The 17,567-nt window shown below is 42.1% G+C and carries 13 protein-coding genes, 1 pseudogene and 1 CRISPR repeat array; of the genes and pseudogenes, 4 read left to right on the top strand and 10 right to left on the bottom strand.

Annotated elements, in window-relative coordinates; all coding sequences use genetic code 11:
* Position 1: 1 nt before the first annotated feature.
* The 3 genes and pseudogenes from V7L29_RS27330 to V7L29_RS27320 all read right to left on the bottom strand — a co-directional run.
* Positions 2 to 1,099: a Gfo/Idh/MocA family protein gene (locus tag V7L29_RS27330; RefSeq protein WP_334737417.1), complete on the bottom strand. Its 1,098-nt coding sequence runs from the start codon at positions 1,097 to 1,099 to the stop codon at positions 2 to 4.
* A 108-nt stretch (positions 1,100 to 1,207) separates the two neighbouring features.
* The gene (locus V7L29_RS27325) at positions 1,208 to 1,672 is read right to left on the bottom strand and encodes a DUF4870 domain-containing protein (RefSeq protein ID WP_334689705.1); all 465 of its coding nucleotides are present in this window, start codon (positions 1,670 to 1,672) and stop codon (positions 1,208 to 1,210) included.
* A gap of 257 nt (positions 1,673 to 1,929) precedes the next feature.
* Positions 1,930 to 2,201, bottom strand: a pseudogene (locus tag V7L29_RS27320) (sigma-70 family RNA polymerase sigma factor); the annotation flags it as partial.
* Positions 2,202 to 2,304: 103 nt separating this feature from the next.
* Here V7L29_RS27320 and V7L29_RS27315 point away from each other — a divergent pair.
* Positions 2,305 to 3,816 carry a BamA/TamA family outer membrane protein gene (locus V7L29_RS27315; RefSeq protein WP_334689706.1) on the top strand — a complete coding sequence of 504 codons (1,512 nt, stop codon included), beginning with the start codon at positions 2,305 to 2,307 and terminating at the stop codon, positions 3,814 to 3,816.
* A gap of 164 nt (positions 3,817 to 3,980) precedes the next feature.
* Here the strand turns inward: V7L29_RS27315 and V7L29_RS27310 are convergent, their stop codons facing one another.
* Entirely contained in the window at positions 3,981 to 5,432 is a 1,452-nt protein-coding gene (locus V7L29_RS27310; RefSeq protein ID WP_334737416.1) for an FAD-binding protein, read from the bottom strand.
* 126 nt (positions 5,433 to 5,558) lie between these two features.
* On the bottom strand, positions 5,559 to 6,257 hold the full coding sequence (locus V7L29_RS27305; RefSeq protein ID WP_334689708.1) for a hypothetical protein: 699 nt from the start codon (positions 6,255 to 6,257) through the stop codon (positions 5,559 to 5,561).
* 153 nt (positions 6,258 to 6,410) lie between these two features.
* On the opposite strand from V7L29_RS27305, the gene V7L29_RS27300 reads away from it, so the two are divergent.
* A complete protein-coding gene (locus V7L29_RS27300; protein ID WP_334689709.1) occupies positions 6,411 to 7,433 on the top strand; it encodes an isopenicillin N synthase family dioxygenase in 1,023 nt (340 codons plus the stop codon).
* Positions 7,434 to 7,741: 308 nt separating this feature from the next.
* Positions 7,742 to 8,788: a CRISPR direct-repeat array (repeat unit 37 nt; unit sequence ATTGCAATTCATCTAAATCCCTATTAGGGATTGAAAC).
* Positions 8,789 to 8,855: 67 nt separating this feature from the next.
* Here the strand turns inward: V7L29_RS27300 and V7L29_RS27295 are convergent.
* Together V7L29_RS27295 and V7L29_RS27290 are read right to left on the bottom strand one after the other, a co-directional pair.
* Positions 8,856 to 9,890: a pentapeptide repeat-containing protein gene (locus V7L29_RS27295; RefSeq protein WP_334737415.1), complete on the bottom strand. Its 1,035-nt coding sequence runs from the start codon at positions 9,888 to 9,890 to the stop codon at positions 8,856 to 8,858.
* Positions 9,891 to 10,278: 388 nt separating this feature from the next.
* Positions 10,279 to 11,160 carry a pentapeptide repeat-containing protein gene (locus tag V7L29_RS27290; RefSeq protein WP_334737414.1) on the bottom strand — a complete coding sequence of 294 codons (882 nt, stop codon included), beginning with the start codon at positions 11,158 to 11,160 and terminating at the stop codon, positions 10,279 to 10,281.
* Between the two features lie 1,315 nt (positions 11,161 to 12,475).
* Between V7L29_RS27290 and V7L29_RS27285 the strand changes: the two genes are divergently transcribed.
* Together V7L29_RS27285 and V7L29_RS27280 are read left to right on the top strand one after the other, a co-directional pair.
* A complete protein-coding gene (locus V7L29_RS27285; RefSeq protein WP_334737413.1) occupies positions 12,476 to 13,363 on the top strand; it encodes an NAD(P)-dependent oxidoreductase in 888 nt (295 codons plus the stop codon).
* Positions 13,364 to 13,402: 39 nt separating this feature from the next.
* Positions 13,403 to 14,077 (top strand): O-methyltransferase, encoded by a 675-nt coding sequence (locus V7L29_RS27280; RefSeq protein WP_334692425.1) that lies wholly within the window; start codon positions 13,403 to 13,405, stop codon positions 14,075 to 14,077.
* Between the two features lie 477 nt (positions 14,078 to 14,554).
* Here the strand turns inward: V7L29_RS27280 and V7L29_RS27275 are convergent, their stop codons facing one another.
* The 3 genes from V7L29_RS27275 to V7L29_RS27265 all read right to left on the bottom strand — a co-directional run bounded on the left by V7L29_RS27275 (position 14,555) and on the right by V7L29_RS27265 (position 17,216).
* Complete coding sequence (locus tag V7L29_RS27275) at positions 14,555 to 15,643, bottom strand: sensor histidine kinase (protein WP_334692426.1); 1,089 nt, start codon at positions 15,641 to 15,643, stop codon at positions 14,555 to 14,557.
* Positions 15,644 to 15,648: 5 nt separating this feature from the next.
* Positions 15,649 to 16,359, bottom strand: coding sequence for a response regulator transcription factor (locus tag V7L29_RS27270; protein WP_334737412.1), 711 nt, complete (start codon positions 16,357 to 16,359; stop codon positions 15,649 to 15,651).
* A gap of 158 nt (positions 16,360 to 16,517) precedes the next feature.
* Positions 16,518 to 17,216 carry a LabA-like NYN domain-containing protein gene (locus tag V7L29_RS27265; protein WP_334692428.1) on the bottom strand — a complete coding sequence of 233 codons (699 nt, stop codon included), beginning with the start codon at positions 17,214 to 17,216 and terminating at the stop codon, positions 16,518 to 16,520.
* Between the last annotated feature and the right edge of the window lie 351 nt (positions 17,217 to 17,567).

Here is a 17,567-nt window from a genome sequence, read left to right as displayed (position 1 = left end):
CTTAGTTGCTAAGAAATCCTTCCAAGCTGGGTACATCTATCCAACTTGCTTTTTTATCAGATTCATGGGATAAATCCATCAACAACTGAGAATAAATTCCTTCTCGCAGTGATGGTGTAATTTTCTGATTGCGCTCAATTCCTTGCACCCATTCGTCTACTACGCGGATAAATGCAGAAATGCGCCCATCAGCATAATTTTTTGGAAAAATTAACCGATTCGGTATTTCTATTTCCGTTAAAGGTTTACCAGACTGGGAACCCCAAACACGAAAACCATGTATATAATCTTTTTGATTTTCACTGCCCACAATTAATGTACCGCGATCGCCATATACTTCTATCCAATGGGTTCTTGGTGCATGAACAACCGCACTGATAGAAAGTTGGCAAGGTGTACCATTTGCTAATTCCAGCGTTACTATACAGTTGTCATCGCTATCCACTGGCTTGGATTCCCCACTAATAGGATCAACTCGTGTGGAAATAGCAGTAGTTAAATGGGCGCTTAATCTACGGACTGGCCCGAATAACCAGTGAATATAATCGAAGGCGTGGGAACCTAAAGATCCCAATGCACCGCCTCCTTTATCCTTGTCAGAATACCAATTCCAAGGGCGTGAAGTATCAGCACGAGAAGAACCTAACCAATCAATTTTAATTAGACGCAACTCACCCACATAGTTTTCTGACAATAATTCAGCAAATAACTGCCATGCAGGTACAAAGCGAAATTCAAAATCTACAGTCGCAATCACGCCTTTTTCTTTAGCTAACTGATAAAGTTCTTTAGCCTCAACTGCATTTAAGGTTGTGGGTTTTTCTAGTAATAAATGTTTCCCAGCTTCCAGTGCGGTTTTTGCCATTTCATAATGCAAAAAAGGCGGCGTAGAGATGCTGACTGCTTGCACTTCTGGCAATGCCACAATAGCTGTAAGTGAGTCGTAAGCGTGGGGAATATTATGGGCTTCTGCTATGGCTTTGGCTTTATTTATATCTCGATGATAAACAGCAACTACCTCAGTTTGACGATGTGCTTGGAATCCAGGGATGTGAACTTTTTGACCAAATCCAGTGCCTGCGATCGCAACTCCAATCATATAATTTTTATTCCCATATTTAATTGATTTGTGGAAAAAGTCCAGGCTGCCGTTGTCTATTTTTATAAAGCTATCGTAAGTATTAACCAACTGAGGCTTAATAATTTTTTATCGCAGAACTCTAATTGTCAAAGGGTAACGATAATGCTCACCATTATAAGCTTTAATAGCAGCAAAAGTCACTATAAATGATTGTACTATTAAAATTAATAATATTAATAACATAAACACAATTAGTAAACTGTCTAGAGTTATTTTAATTTCATTAACTGAACCATTGGTAGTTACTGCTAGACTAAAGCTAGTTAATACTAAAAATAATGAGATTGCCATGACAATCAAGGTATATAATGTCCAAGTAATTTGAAAATTTAATGATTCCTTTCCTTGGAAATCAATCCAGGGATATTGTGATTTTTTAAATCGCCAAATCATCAGTGGAGCCAAAAGATTTAGGGGTAAATATAGAGGTATGCCAAGAAATACCAAAAAAAACAATAATATCCACCCTAATAAAGCCGAGAAATGACACAGCATCGCCCATATACGCATTTTTTTAGGTTTTTCTCTCATGGCTTCTTATATGGAAGTGGATTTATTAAATAATTCTCCACTGTAATTATCTATAAAAAAGCCAAACAAGAGCTTAAAATTTGAGTATTTCTTGGTCATAATTTTCGAGAAGAGGTTCTATTTCCCAGACTATGCCTTCTCCTAGCTGCAAAGCAACTTCTACATAAAGTTGTTCTATGGCAGTTTATACTGAGAACTGGCGAAACTAGTAACCTCGGAGTCTGCCAACTGCTTGCAGTGCTACTCTGCCTCTAACCTGACAGTTTATACTGAGAACTGACGAAATTAGTACCGTCTTTTGGGATACCCAATAGCAAGGTTCTTGCAAATAAGCTATGAGATGTTGCCTAGCTAAAGACTTAGTTTCGGGAAGCTGCCAAAAATATTCAGAAGTTTCTTGTGGCGTGTGGTTTAGACAACTTTGGATGCTGCGACGCAAATTTGATTCCGTCGCCCAATGACTGAAGCGTTCGCCAGCAAATTGCACAAAAGTTGAAAAGATTTCAATGATGCTTTGCCGAGGTTGTATGAAAATTGGAAAATTCCAAATAAAGGGTGATGCTGTCAGTTAGCTCTCTCAACCTCCCGTCCATTCTGTGTCGTAAACTTAATAACACTAACGGATTTTCAATATGCGAGTTCAAATAACTGTAGTTGCGATCGCAGTAATGTTAGTGGGTACGGAAAATCGGGAGGCCCTTGCAGACTTGCAATCTTCTACTCAAGATGGGGCTAGTAGTATTGTGACACCGGAAGCTACGATCCAGATAGAGGGAGGATATGCCAAATATGGTAATTATGTAGGAGCGACTTCAGTAGATGCCCAGACGATGGAATTTTCTCAAAAAGTTGTCAAAGATATCCAGATTCGTTTTATTAATGGAAAAGGTAAGTTATTCGATGACAAAGGTCAGCCTATTAAAGGGCGAACTCAGAAAGATTTTATCATTGGTCTGCTGAAACTCAAGCCTGGTCAAGTATTCCGTAAGGATTTACTTGAAGCGGACTTGCAACGATTGAGGAGATTAGAGTCATTTAATCAAGTCAATGTTTACCCTGAAGAAGATGTTTCCAGCGTTAATATTATTTATGAAATCAAAGAGCGTGCTTTCCCTTCTCTAATCTTAGGAGGCGGTAGTAACGATGATGTTGGGCTTTACGGTCGGGTGGGTTATAGAGATGCAAATATCAGCGGTCTGAACGATAAATTAGATACAACTGTGCAGTTCAGCAGTAAAGATGTCCAGTTTAATGGTCAATTCACTAGTCGTTATCGTCCTGAAGAACCAAATCGCTTCGGCTATAGTATTAGAGCTTTTCGTCGTCGAGATATATCGGGAACCTTCAACGAAGATATCAGATTATCTAACGGCGACAAAGTGCGGGAGGGAAGGTTTGGCGGTTCTGTGGGACTTTTAGGAGCTTTTGATGACTGGGATACATCTGTAGCACTCAACTATACCAGAATTAGCCTACGCGATCAAGAATATAACGTTGCACAGGTCGATAGATTAGGGAGTCCCCTATCTGTGAGCGGTACTGGCATTGATGACCTATTTACAGTATCATTTGCAATATCCAAAGATCAACGCGATCGCCGAGACAATCCGACTCAAGGATCAATCCTCACCTTCAGCACAGAACAAGCGATTCCCATTGGACTGGGTAATATTTCCAGCAACCGCTTACGGGGAGACTATATTCAGTATTTCCCAATCAGTTGGATAGGTAATGGTAGACCAACCGACAATCCCGAAATGTTGGCGATTAATTTACAAATTGGCACAACTATTGGAGACTTTCCACCAGCTGATGCCTTTAATATTGGCGGACTAAATTCTGTTAGGGGTTACGGTTATGGTAAAGTTGCCAGTGGTCGAAGTTATGGTTTAGCTTCGGTGGAATATCGTTTCCCAATTTTTCACTCAATAGGAGGAGTTCTCTTTACTGACTTGGCCTCAGATTTTGGGTCTAGCGACACCGTGCTAGGAGAACCAGGAGTGCTGCGAGATAAACCTGGAAGTGGCTTTGGTTATGGCTTAGGATTGCGAGTCAAGTCATCCTTTGGGCTAATTCGAGGCGACTTAGGAATTAGCGACCAAAGAGAAATTAGATTTGAAGTTACTACAGGTCAGCGATTTTAATTCCAACTGTAATTGATAATTAGTTTTTACTTTGCGCTTCTACCCTGCGGGAAGGCGAAGCGCCTATGCGTTAACCTCTGCGTTTAAATCTTCTCTTCCTCAGTTTTGGGGCATAATATCGCCAATATCGCTTCTTTTCTCCGTTTAGCCTCATATGATAAGTTTTAAAAAATACCCTGACCGGGGGTCAGCAAATTGTCAGGATCGTAGCGTCGCTTAGCGCTTACCAACCTGTCCCAAACGGGACGAAACTGCTGCTTCCAATCCGAGTGAGAAAATTTAATAGCGTCTACAGGATAGCGAGTACCGCCAAGATCACGGTTTTTCTCAAAAAATCTCCGATTCTCATCAAGCATTTTGCGAACTGTGGCATCATCAAGCGGTGCAGTTCGTAGAATAGCAAAAAGAAATACAACTGGCTCGCTGGGTGTCCGAAATAAAGGCAGCTTAAAACGATCAGTTTTGACAGGGTACAGCAGAATTGGACCATTTCCTGTATCAGCCAGTGTCAAAGTAGAAACAATCTTGCCAACATATTGCTTAACTGCTGTACCCGGTACGAAGAGGTTAATCCAAGGATGAGGGTTAGACCAAATGTTGATGGACTTCAGGTAAGCAACAGTTTCTGCCAAGCGGTTAAGAAAGTCGAAGTAAGATTTATCCTCTATTTGTTCTGTACCCGGAGTGTAGCTCAAAGACGCAAGTAAACTAGTATTGTCTGGCTGATTGGGTGGGGTGTAAAAGCTAGCCGCTTCTAACATATAACGCCATCCTCCCTTAGTATCGGATACTACCTGACCTTCGACATAATTGAACCGTTGATCAGCAATTAGTAAGCGTTGGTCATGAGTAAAGGTATCCAAATTATCGTAATCCAAATGAAACACACGGGCATTAGTAAAAGCTTTGATCAACCGAATCGTTGCCCTTACTATGATTCCACACTGACCCAGACCAGCCAGCACTGCTTCAAATAAATCGCAGTTTTGATAGGGGGAACAAGTTTCCAACTTACCCTTACCAGTCACTATCTGAAGTTCCAAGACATTATCGACCTGGACACCATAGCGATGGCTGGCGCCGCCAATACCGCCCAATGATAACGTTCCTCCAACTGACAGTTCGATGTAATCAGTGAGAACAGGTGGTGTCAATTGTTGCTTCAAGGTTGCTTGCAATAGCTGGCTCCATACTACCCCACCTTCGACAACAACCCGGTCTGCACTAAGGTGATGAATTTTGTTTAACGGACTCATATCAATTACCAAACCCGCCTCTAATAGTGCTTGACCGTAGCAAGAGTGACCCTGACCACGGGCAGCAACTTTGAGGTTATTCTGTCGTGCAAACTGGATAATACGGACAATATCCTGAATTGAACCTGGTTTGAGTACAGCTTTTGGCAGACGATACACTAAATGCCCAAAATCATCAGCTGCATTTGCGCGTGTGGCATCATCAGTGTAAATTACTCCATCTAAATGCGGCAGGTCAACAAACGACTGTGCTGCGTTAGCAGATGTTATCCACGAACGATTGACTGGATCAAATCCAACGACAACAGCACTAACAATCAAACCTTGCAAAATATTGCGACGCGAGGTACTATTTTTCATTAGGAATCCTCTTATAAGAAATAGTTATCATGGGTAAACCCACGCATGGATATGGACTCTCAGTGCTAGAGGCATCATTCGTGCTGCGCTTGCCTTAAAGGCGATCGCACTTGGTTGCCTAGACAATCAAGAATGTTTTTGGCTGTTGGCATCGCACAGTTTCGGCACCTTGAAAAAGTCGGTGGGGTAGCTGAATTTCTCCCTAGACTCGCCGTAGTAATCGTAGAACTCGAAGGTTCCAATTTTCTTGAGAATAGGAGCAAACTCGGGGTACTTGTCGGAGCGATTGCAGAACCGAACGGGTATCTTCGTTCCGGGAATAACGCCCGTCCAGCAATCAACAGCGAAACCATTGATGGTTGTTGTGCCCTTGTAAACCATGTTGTTGGCTAACCACCAGTTGCGACTGAAAACATTAGGCAGTGGTAAGGGGTTGAGAGTACAGGTGGTCACCCCGGTGTTCGGATCTTTTTGGATGAAGTACTCTTTGTCAGGGGCTGTACCATCAGATGGGTTGAGGTCATATACGTTGTAGATCAGAACCTCCTTGTCAATATAGTAGGCGAGTTCGCGGTTGATACCCTGCCTTATATCGAACTCATACGTGGACACCAGTTGATTTTGGGGATTGCCCACCTCCTTAAACCTTCCTGAGCCAAAGTATACCAAGGGAAAATTGGGAAACACCTTTGCGATTTGGTTTTTGAGAGCTTCGTTTGTAAAGGAACTGTGTATGCTCTTACCCTGACCAAAGGCGGGGAGCGAAGTTGCTAAAAAAGCACACAAAGCACAGATGATAACCCACTTAAAGATACCGTTTTTCATTTTTGAAATGACTACTGTATTGCTTCAAAATCAATCTTCATTTGAAGGCGATCGCTTGATTTTGATCACTTTACATTTCTTTAGAAACAGCGTTCGGCTTCAGCCATAACAAAAATAAAGCAGCTAAAAATATATATTATTACCAACCTGAACATGAAAAACTTGCAAGTTGTGGAAAAAGGGTTTTCATCCGTCCCGATTATTGATATCAGCGCCTTGGTTTCTGGAAAAGGCGATCTTTATGCCGTTGCATCACAAATAAAACAAGCGTGTCGAGAATCAGGGTTTTTCTATATTATCAGGCATGGTGTAGACGAAAGTTTGCAGCAGCGACTCGAAGAACTCAGCCGCCAGTTTTTCGCCCAGGATTTGGAAACTAAACTTAAAATCCGCATGGCTTTGGCAGGTATTGCATGGCGAGGTTATTTCCCCGTTGGTGGCGAACTGACATCTGGTAAACCCGACTTGAAAGAAGGTATTTACTTTGGCGCCCAACTGGAAGAGGAACACCCACTAGTGCAAGCTGGTACTCCTATGCATGGTTCCAACCTCTTCCCCGCCAACATCCCCCAATTTGGCGAAACAGTGCTTGAATATATGCAGGCAATGACAAACTTGGGACACACTCTGATGACTGGTATAGCCCTAAGTTTGGGATTAGAAGAATCCTACTTTGCTGACCGTTACACCTCAGATCCGCTAGTGCTGTTTCGCATCTTCAACTATCCTCCTAATTTATTACCGTCAGCTGGTGAACTGATATGGGGCGTTGGCGAACATACTGATTATGGCGTTTTGACCATTCTCAAACAGGACGACTCAGGCGGATTACAGGTTAAATCCAAGTCAGGTTGGGTTGCTGCGCCTCCCGTTCCCGGTTCCTTTGTGTGCAACATTGGCGATATGCTAGACAAGATGACGGCAGGTTTGTATCGTTCTACACCTCATCGTGTGCAGAACCAGTCCCAAAATCATCGTCTTTCGTTCCCTTTCTTTTTCGATCCCAATTTCGATGTAGAAGTGAAGCCGATTGAATTAGATAATATAGTAGCGAATAATAATATAGGCGATCGCTGGGATAAAGCTAACGTTCATGATTTTCGCGGAACATACGGTGATTATGTGTTGAGTAAGGTGTCTAAGGTTTTTCCCGCATTGCGGCGATTGGTATTATAGGGTTTCAAACCATTTGTTCTTTATGAGTCCCTTTGTGGTTAGGTTCCTGTATGTCAAATGCGCCAAAGGGTAGGTGTACAAATTCCACAGCCGAAAAAAGTGCTTCTATCTCAACACCAGCAAGCATTTCACCCCACTAATCGCCAAATAGTTATCCGCGCAATCTCTGAAATGCTTACAAAAAGTGGGTTTTAGCCTCAACTTTTCCCGACACTCTTCCCAAACAAATTCTCTAATGCTATGATTGCTCTTGAACCGCGCAACCGCACCTTTAAAACTAAATATAGCTGGACTTTCAGGCTCCCGCCATTGCAATTCATCTAAATCCCTATTAGGGATTGGAACTCAGAATCATTTGATACTAGGGCACTCGAAAAATTGCAATTCATCTAAATCCCTATTAGGGATTGAAACCGTAAACTTATTGGCGCTACCTGTCTCACGCTGTGATTGCAATTCATCTAAATCCCTATTAGGGATTGAAACGCTCCAAACTTGGAATAGGGGATATCTGCAATATATTGCAATTCATCTAAATCCCTATTAGGGATTGAAACTCATACTTCACTCTCTGAATAGCTACCATGACTTAATTGCAATTCATCTAAATCCCTATTAGGGATTGAAACAAGTTGGCGGATTTTTTATCTTACTAAGGATAAATGATTGCAATTCATCTAAATCCCTATTAGGGATTGAAACTGACAAATATGGATTCTAGCCCGCAAGTGACAAAAATTGCAATTCATCTAAATCCCTATTAGGGATTGAAACTCCTTTCTCCCCCTTCTGACTGCTAGATACATCAGGGGGATTGCAATTCATCTAAATCCCTATTAGGGATTGAAACTTACTCCTATTGGTTGCTAGCACTACCGGAGGAATAGAATTGCAATTCATCTAAATCCCTATTAGGGATTGAAACCGCAAAAAATCGGGGTAGAAACAACCGAGTTGAGTAGATTGCAATTCATCTAAATCCCTATTAGGGATTGAAACAAGAAAGAAACATTCCCTTGTCCAGTTGAACTATTGCAATTCATCTAAATCCCTATTAGGGATTGAAACTCTCAAAGCTTCGCTCGCCCCCTAGCAACTCAATTGCAATTCATCTAAATCCCTATTAGGGATTGAAACATCAGGCAAAACGTATTGCTGGGCAAGCCTTAGAATTGCAATTCATCTAAATCCCTATTAGGGATTGAAACAGTGCTAATTCCTTTGGCTGATAATCCAGCTTTGTTGAATTGCAATTCATCTAAATCCCTATTAGGGATTGAAACGGGATCACATAGCTGGAGGATTGGCTTTAGCAGGTATTGCAATTCATCTAAATCCCTATTAGGGATTGAAACTGAAGACATCTACAACTTCCCCAATTTATCATGATTTTTAGCCGCCACGACCGAATACATTGATTACTCAGCATTGGTTTGGATTTTCTAAAGGCAAGCCCAGTTGTTCGCGAAATTCTGGATTATAGCAGGCTTGATCCCAATTTTCAGCTGCTTTTAACTTTTGAAAAGTTAAGTGACGAGCGCTTTTTAAGTTAGCACTCTTGAGCTTGGCACCTTCAAGGTTGGCATTTTCAAGGTTGGCATTTTCAAGGTTGGCATTTTCAAGGTTGACATTTTCAAGGTTGGCATTTTCCAGATTGGCGTTGAAGAGTTTGGCACCTTCAAAGTTGGCATTTTCCAGATTGGCGTTGGAGAGCTTGGCACCTCCAAAGTTGGCGTTGGAAAGCTTGGCACTTTCAAAGTTGGCACGTTCGAGGTCAGCACTTTTGAGGTTGGCACTAGAGAAGTCGGCACTAGAGAAATTGGCACTCTTGAGGTTAGCACCTTCAAAGTTGACATCAAATAAGTCGGTATCTTCGATTCGGGTACTTCGTTTAAGGTCAGCACTTTTGAGGTTGGCACGTTCGAGGTCGGCACCTTCAAAATTGGCATGTTCGAGGTCAGCATCTTCAAGATTTGCACTATTGAGGTCGGCACTTTTAAGGTCGGCACTGCTTAGGTCAGCATCTTCAAGGTTGGCACTCTTGAGGTCGGCACTCCTGAGGTCGGCACTACTTAGGTCGGTACTATTGAGGTTGGCACGTTTGAGGTTGGCACGTTTGAGGTTGGCACCTTTGAGGTTGGCACTTTTGAGCTTGGCACTGGAGAAATTGGCATCTTCAAGCTCGGCACTGGAGAAATCGGCATCTTCAAGCTCGGCACCTTCAAGATTGGCATCATTCAATGAAATATTATTTAGAGTTTTACCAGCCTCAACCAGTTTTTCTAGCGCGTCGATTCTTACTGTACTGTCTTTTTGTCCTTGAATAGCTTCGACAGTATCCAAAAGTTGTTTTATTCGTATCTTTTTATATACAACAGTTCCCACAAATATTACTAAAGCCACGAGGAGAACAGAACCAAAACGAATTGACCTAGAGCGATTATTTTTTTTATTCATAATACTTTGCTAAATAAATTCACAAACTCAATTTTATTACACTAGGTTTGCAGCTTTCTCCTGCTGAAATACCTTCAGGACTTATGCAAAAAAGCAGTGAAAGCCTTGAATTATCGTAGGGTCAATTCATGAATTGCCCCTACACTTCGTACTTGATGCGTAAGTCCTAACCTTGATTTGATTTAAGTAAGTGTAAGTGGGCGTGAATAATTAAAGGTTTGTAGTAAGTGGCTTAGATTGCATAACATAATTTAATTTATTCTTGCCCACTTACTCAGTTGTTTTCCTAGAAGTAAATAATTCGTTGATTCATTGGGATTATAAAGATATTTGTAATGTATGAAAGCTTTTGTCTTCAGACACAATTTCTACTGCACAAGAAAATTGGTCAGCATTGGCTAGGATTTCCTGGAGGTAAGCCTAGTTGTTTGCGAAATTCTGGGTCGTAACAAGCTTTCTCCCAATTTTTAGCTGCTTTGAGCTTTTGAAGAGTTAGATTTTGGGCATCTTGAAGGTTGGCATTTTCAAGGTTAGCACCTTGAAGATTAGCACCTAGAAGATTTGTACTTTTGAGGTCGGTATCTTCAAGGTTGGCATGTTCAAGGTTGGCATATTCAAGGTTGGCACTCTTGATGTTGACACCTTCAAGATTGACACCATGAAGGTTGACATTGTTGAGTTTTGCACTCGTGATATTAGCACCTTGAAGGTTAGCACCTTGAAGGTTAGCATCTTGAAGATTAGCACTACTGAAGTTGGTACTGCTGAGGTTAGCACCTTGAAGGTGGGCTTCTCTGAGATTGGCACTGCTGAGATTGGCACTGCTGAGGTTGGCACTGCTGAGGTTGGCATTGATTAAATTGGCACTGGTTAAGTCGGCACTGGTTAGGTTGGCACTGGTTAAGTCGGCACTAGTTAGGTTGGCACTGGTTAGCTTGGCATCTTTAAGATTGGCACGTTCTAGCTTGGTACGTTCGAGATTGGCACTCTTGAGGTCAGTATCTTCAAGGTCGGCATCTTCAAGGTTGACACTGGAGAAATCGACATCATTCAATGGAATATTATTCAAGGTGTTATCAGCCTTAACCAGTTTTTCCAGCGCTTCAATTCTTGCTGTACTGTCTTTTTGTTCTTGAGCAACTTCGACAGTATCCCAAAGTAGTTTTATTTGTATCTTTCTCCCTACAAAAATTACCACAAATATTATTAAAGCTACGAGGGGAATAAAAGCAAAACCAATCGACCTAAAGCGATTATTTTGTATGTCCATGATACTTTACTGAATAAACTCACAAACTCAACTCAATTGTGCTAAGTTTACAGTTTCCTCCTTTTGAAATACCTTGGCTTTATTTATTTCTCTAAAAGCAAATAATCTGTTGATTCATTGGCTTGTATTATAAAAAACCCAAAAATCCTGAATATGATTTACTCACTTCAGTAATTTCATCAGTATCAGTTTTGCATTATCTCACAGACTTTTAATTGAGGCAACAATTTCGTTTTACTCGTACTGATTTTGATAAATCAAGCCCTCAAAAACTCTGTATCATAGATGGGTTAGGATGATAAAATAAGATATTCAGGGGAAATTAATAAAGCCTCTAGAATACGTGGTGAGGTGATGAGAATAACTTAAAGATAAGTAAAAGGCATGTAACCCTACCTTATGCAAATGAATAAACATATTCACGCTGAGAGTCGCACATTTGTTTGACAAATCTATGACAAATTCATGACGCAAATGTGACAAGATTGATTATGCTGCTTAAAAGGTTCATGGTATTTGCTTTCATTCCCATGACTTGGTGGGGCTTTTTTATGGAGAAAAAGTCGGATAATGGTGGTTATATGACATCGAGGGAGAAGTGGCGCTTAAGCAGGAACCAGCTAAAAATTAGTGATCACTAAATGCACGTCTAAGTCGATTAATACTTAACATATCAATACTCAAGAACTTATTAACTCAGAAGAGTTGAAAGTGAGTGATTCACACTAGTACAGCACGACGGAAGTTTGCCTAACTTTAACAAGGCAGGGCTGTTTTATTTACTAAAGTAGGGATTTTGTCAAGAGTATAAGTCAATACGCTTGGGTTAAGGATAATTGTAGGTTAGCTTGTAGCGTAGCGTCTCCAAAAGTTGCTTTGCCAAAGGCATTACCTGTCGCACAGAAGGCATCGCTATGATAATTGTCCAATCAGATTTTTTAATCACCTGATTTTTTGGTTTTAGACGCTTGTAAATTAGCGCCTTCTAGGGAATTAAACAGCTCTGCTTTAACAAAAAGCTTAAGCCTCAAGTCTTGTTAATTGAGATGGTAGCTGGATTTACGCCGTGTGCTGTACTAGATATATAGCAGTTTCCAACAAGAGTGAGGTACACAACCTAGACTTCAAAGCAATATGTGAAGACTGTTTGACTCCAGACTCAAGATTTGTGCTGTATCTTTCGACAGATAGGTTGCTTGTTAAACTTATCCGTGGTTTGATTTAAATACGGCAGCTATATCAATTTAACGTAATTTATTGACGACTCAATTACCTGAATTAACTTGTTAGCCACAAAGTAAATATAAAACTTTCCATGCGTATCCAAACTATTGGTATTTTAAGTCCAGGTGATATGGGGCAGGCGATCGCAGCTGTCCTCAATCAACATGGATTGAAAACTATTGCGGCTTTAGACAATCGCAGTGAACGAACTCAGCAATTAGCAGCCGCAGCCAACATCCAAGATGTGGGTTACCTCAAACAACTGGTAATTGAATCTGATGTAGTCTTGTCAGTTTTAGTCCCCGCAGCAGCCACCGAAGCAGCAAAGCAAGTAGCTGAAGTGATCAGCAATGTTGATAAACCCATTCTCTACGTTGACTGTAATGCGATCGCACCCCAAAAAGTCATAAATATCGCTCAACTCATCGAATCAGTTGGGGGAACATTCGTAGATGCATCAATTATTGGCCCACCACCGCGAGTTCCCAATCGCACCCGCATTTATACTTCGGGAAAACAGGCCAGTCAACTCCAACAACTGCGGGATCATGGCTTGGATGTACGGGTGATTGGTGATGAAATTGGTCAGGCTTCCGGGTTGAAAATGTCCTACGCAGCCCTGACAAAAGGACTTACAGCAATCGGCACAGAATTACTAATAGCAGCCCATCGTTTAGGGTTGGATAAGGAACTATGGGATGAAGTGTCTAGTAGCCAAAAGGAACTTGCTAGCATATTAACCCGTTCGATTCCATCGATGACACCGAAAGCGCATCGTTGGGTAGGAGAAATGGAAGAGATTGCAGAAACCTTTAAAGAGTTAGGTCTGACTGAGCACATTTTTCATGGAGCAGCCGACGTTTACCGCTTAGTGAAAGAAACCTCTTTGGGTAAGGAAACACCAGAAGAATGCGATCGCGATCGTTCACTGAATGAAATCATTACAATCCTCTCCAACGAAGCAATCTCCGACACCTAATCTTGAGTATTTTATAGATAGGGTAAAAAGCGAGAATCTATGACTCAAGAGCAATGGACTGCGGTTGACCGTTACTTCACCGATTTGCTTGTACCGCCAGACCCCGCGCTGGATACAGCGCTCCAGACCAGCGCCGCAGCCGGACTGCCACCGCACAACGTTTCGCCGAACCAGGGCAAGCTGCTGCTGTTGTTGGCGCAGATCCAAGGGGCACGAACTATCCTGGAGATTGGCACGCTGGGCGGCTACAGTACTATCTGGCTGGCGCGGGCGCTACCCAGCAACGGCCGTCTGATCACCTTGGAGGCAAACCCAAAGCACGCCGAAGTCGCCCGCGCCAATATCGCCTACGCTGGTCTGTCCGACATCGTTGACCTGCGCCTCGGACAGGCACTCTCTACGCTGCCACAGATTGCCGCCGAGGGTCACAGCCCATTTGATCTGATTTTCATTGACGCCGACAAGCCAAACAATCCAGATTACTTCGCGTGGGCGCTTAAGCTTTCCCGTCGCGGTAGCCTGATCATCGCCGATAATGTTGTGCGTGACGGAGCGGTGGTTGATGCTACGAGCAGCGATCCTAGCGTCCAGGGGGTGCGTCGCTTCAACGAACTGCTTGCCTCTGAGCCGCGCGTCAACGCCACGGCAATCCAGACCGTGGGCAGCAAAGGATACGACGGCTTTGCGATCGCGATTATCACCGCTGACCAATAGGGTATTGAGCCAAGATCCGTGAATTTATTGCTGAATTTTTGGAATCGCTCTTTAAGCTTGGAGGTTACTGAGCGTAGTCGAAGTATGGTCACTTCCCGACCAGGGTGATCTAGCGCTTGTTGGAAAATATTGATGGCTCTAAGATTATCTAAATTGCACTGCGTTCTTTGCCTTTTTCTTAACATCAAAATAATCACCTGCTAATAACCCAAAATAGCAAGAGATTGTTATTTGCTCAATTTTAGGAACGATTTTGAGGGAACAGGTAGGCGATCGCAGCGTAACCTGAAACACTAACCAAACTAACCAAAAAAGCAGCCAGAATAACAGTAGACATAATATTATACTCTATGCATTTCCAAAATCTTGGCATCGATCAAAAAACAAGATTTTAGATACTTTAAAATTAGCAATTAGGTATGACACAGCCATGACTACCTTGTGTCAATGCCTTGTATCTGAAGGGTTTTACTCAACTTAAGCCAAAGGCAGAAAAAAGCGAAACGTACTGCCAACTCCCAATTCGCTTTCTACTTGAATCTGACCGCCTTGTAGTTCAATCAAACGACGGGAAATAGTTAAGCCAATACCAGTACCTCCTGAATGGCGATCGCGCGATTGGTCAGCTCGCCAGAAGCGCTCAAACACATGGGGCAAATTTTCTGGAGCGATACCAATACCTGTATCCATAACCGCAATCCAGAGAAAAGAAGCTTCAGTCCCAGCCCGAATGGTAATTGAACCTTCGTTAGTATAATGTACTGCATTACCTAGCAGATTTACCAACACTTGTTCTGTGCGGTCAATATCTGCCAATACAGGAGGTAGCACAGATGGACATTGCAAGAGCAGAACTGGCCCATCTTCCAACAGTTGGTCACTAAATTTCTCCACTAATGACTCTAACAACGGACGCAGATTTACCCGTTGTATATTAATTGGTAGATAACCAGCTTCTGCCTTAGACAATTCTTGTAAATCGTTCACTAACTGCTCTAAGCGCCTAGTTTCTCTAGCTAAACGCCGATAAATTTCAGGAGACGCTTCAATTTCCCCATCAGCCAGTTCTTCCAAGTAACCGCGCACAACTGTTAACGGTGTTCGTAGTTCATGGGTCATATCTCCAATCACTTCTCGCCGCCGCGCTTCTACCCCTTCTAAACTGGCTGCCATCAGGTTGAAACTAGCACCCAATCCACTGAGTTCTGGAATGTCAGACATAGGTAGTCGCGCATCCATTTGACCAGCAGCAAATTTTTGGGTGATTTGTTCCATCTCGGTCAACCGCTGCATAATCCGTCTGGACACCCAGTAACTCAATCCTCCGGCTGCGGTGGTGCCGACTAAGACTGACCAAAGAGTGCTTCGCTGCCAAGCAAGTTCAAATCCTGTAACCAATTCAGTACGGACATCAATTAAGTCAAACCCCTGATTTTCTAATCGTTCCAAATGTAAGACAAATAACCGGGGGGAAGAGATTTTGCTGATGCTCACCAGACTAGCTACCCCCACAATCATTACTACTAAATGGGAGAAAAATAGGCGCCCTCTCAGCCCCATCTTCATAACATTTACGCCACCAGAGGATCTTCAAATTTATACCCCACCCCAACAACAGTTTTAATAAAAGTGGGATTTGCCGGATCAGGCTCAATCTTTTTTCGCAACCGAGCTACATGAGTATCTACTACTCGTTCATCGCCAAAAAAGTTATCTCCCCAAAGTTTATCAATTAGTTGAGTGCGGTTCCAAACTCTACTAGGATTGCTGACAAAGGTGGTTAGCAAGTTAAATTCTAGGGTAGTTAAATCTAAAATTTCAACTTCTTTGGAATTCAGCTGACGACTGGCAGTGCGCTGGTCTGCATCTACAATAAAGTGTTGGGTACGATTGACTTGATGTTGTCCCCCTTGGCGGAGGCTACGCCGCAATAGTGCCCGCACCCTAGCTACCAACTCTCTGGGGCTAAAGGGCTTGACCATGTAATCATCAGCACCTGTAGATAGACCAATAACGCGATCAATTTCCTCACCCTTAGCCGTGAGCATCAAAATGTAAGGATCTTTTACACCTGGTTTCTGGCGAATTCTGGCACAAACTTCCAACCCATCCAAACCAGGAATCATTAAATCTAAAATGATTAAATCAGGTGGTTGCTCTTGAAACATCCGTAAAGCATTTATGCCATCGCGGCTAATGCGACAAAAAAATCCTTCTTTTTCTAAAGAGAGTTCGATTAAATGAGCAATTTCTGGTTCATCTTCAACTATTAAAATATCCATTTCAATTAAAATCGAGCAAAATACGCAGATTCAACTGGGGACTAGGGACTGGGGACTAAGATGGGTATGGATGGGGATTCAAACCCCACCCAACCTGATAAACCTTCTACAGGCAAGCAATAGCTCAGTATAGATTTTGAGAGATTTAAAATAGGGTTTTAAAGGTTTGAATTTGATGGCGTGCGATAACTATAGCCCAGATGAGAATCTTTTTGAATGTGTGCTTTAATACTATCGAGGTCGATGAAGCAGTCAGCAACATCAATCAAGCTTTCACTAGTGGTCGTTTGCAAACTCACCACTTCCACCCGAACCCCCATTCTGCTGACAGCGTTCACAGCATAGGCTAAATCTCCATCCCCACTGACTAAAACCGCAGTATCATAATAAGGAGCTAAAGTTATCATGTCTACAGCAATTTCTACGTTCAGATTTGATTTTTTGAAATTCTCTGCTGGCAAAACGAGTTCTTTTGCCACTACACGATAGCCATTACGACGCATCCACAATAGAAAACCCTGTTGCTTTTCATTGCTGATATCAACCCCAGTATAAAAGAAAGCACGCAATAGTCTTGAACCGTTGGTTAAACGACAAAGCAATTTAACGTAGTCAATTTCTATACCGAGTTGTAAAGCTGTATGAAATAGGCTTAAGCCATCAATAAAAATAGCAACTCGACCACGATTGAAGCTATTGAAAATTGAACTATCATGTGCAGTATCTTGCATCTTCTTGGTATCTTTATCTTTGACAGCAGTATCGCTTAAATTTTGCCCTTGCCAGTGTGGTTTAGCTTTGAGTACTTTAGATTCCTTAAATTCATTTGTTTGTTTGCTAAAATTAGTTATAATCATTGATACCTCTGATTTAAAAGCTGGAAAGAGTTTTGGGTAAATTGTCTATAGTATAGTCTGTGCTGATTTATAACCCTAGCAGGTAATGGTCTGAAGTCACTACATGCAGATAAACTTAACTGATGCTAAACGAATCAAAAGTATACACCCCAAGGATTTTTCATTGTTATCAGGGTTTGTTTGACCAGATATTGCCTCTGTCCACAGATATGTTAATCTTTACCCACCGAGACAGCAAGAGTTTAGAGAAAATAAATCTTCCTGTAGAGTAGGGGCAAGAATCCGCAAAGGTCAGCTATCTATTTTATTTTACCTCTGTATTTTAAGAACCTTACAAGCCAGGAAGTTGAA

The organism is Nostoc sp. (genome assembly GCF_036916575.1).
Classification (GTDB): Bacteria; Cyanobacteriota; Cyanobacteriia; order Cyanobacteriales; family Nostocaceae; genus Nostoc.
This window is presented reverse-complemented; position numbering and strand designations above follow the sequence as displayed.

Excerpts from the sequence above, each read along its gene's own strand:
- V7L29_RS27295 (WP_334737415.1), bottom strand. The coding sequence starts at position 9,890 with ATGAATAAAAAAAATAATCGCTCTAGGTCAATTCGTTTTGGTTCTGTT.
- V7L29_RS27290 (WP_334737414.1), bottom strand. The coding sequence starts at position 11,160 with ATGGACATACAAAATAATCGCTTTAGGTCGATTGGTTTTGCTTTTATT.
- V7L29_RS27300 (WP_334689709.1), top strand. The coding sequence starts at position 6,411 with ATGAAAAACTTGCAAGTTGTGGAAAAAGGGTTTTCATCCGTCCCGATT.
- V7L29_RS27265 (WP_334692428.1), bottom strand. The coding sequence starts at position 17,216 with ATGATTATAACTAATTTTAGCAAACAAACAAATGAATTTAAGGAATCT.
- V7L29_RS27330 (WP_334737417.1), bottom strand. The coding sequence starts at position 1,099 with ATGATTGGAGTTGCGATCGCAGGCACTGGATTTGGTCAAAAAGTTCAC.
- V7L29_RS27310 (WP_334737416.1), bottom strand. The coding sequence starts at position 5,432 with ATGAAAAATAGTACCTCGCGTCGCAATATTTTGCAAGGTTTGATTGTT.
- V7L29_RS27275 (WP_334692426.1), bottom strand. The coding sequence starts at position 15,643 with ATGAAGATGGGGCTGAGAGGGCGCCTATTTTTCTCCCATTTAGTAGTA.
- V7L29_RS27315 (WP_334689706.1), top strand. The coding sequence starts at position 2,305 with ATGCGAGTTCAAATAACTGTAGTTGCGATCGCAGTAATGTTAGTGGGT.
- V7L29_RS27270 (WP_334737412.1), bottom strand. The coding sequence starts at position 16,359 with ATGGATATTTTAATAGTTGAAGATGAACCAGAAATTGCTCATTTAATC.
- V7L29_RS27305 (WP_334689708.1), bottom strand. The coding sequence starts at position 6,257 with ATGAAAAACGGTATCTTTAAGTGGGTTATCATCTGTGCTTTGTGTGCT.
- V7L29_RS27285 (WP_334737413.1), top strand. The coding sequence starts at position 12,476 with ATGCGTATCCAAACTATTGGTATTTTAAGTCCAGGTGATATGGGGCAG.
- V7L29_RS27325 (WP_334689705.1), bottom strand. The coding sequence starts at position 1,672 with ATGAGAGAAAAACCTAAAAAAATGCGTATATGGGCGATGCTGTGTCAT.
- V7L29_RS27280 (WP_334692425.1), top strand. The coding sequence starts at position 13,403 with ATGACTCAAGAGCAATGGACTGCGGTTGACCGTTACTTCACCGATTTG.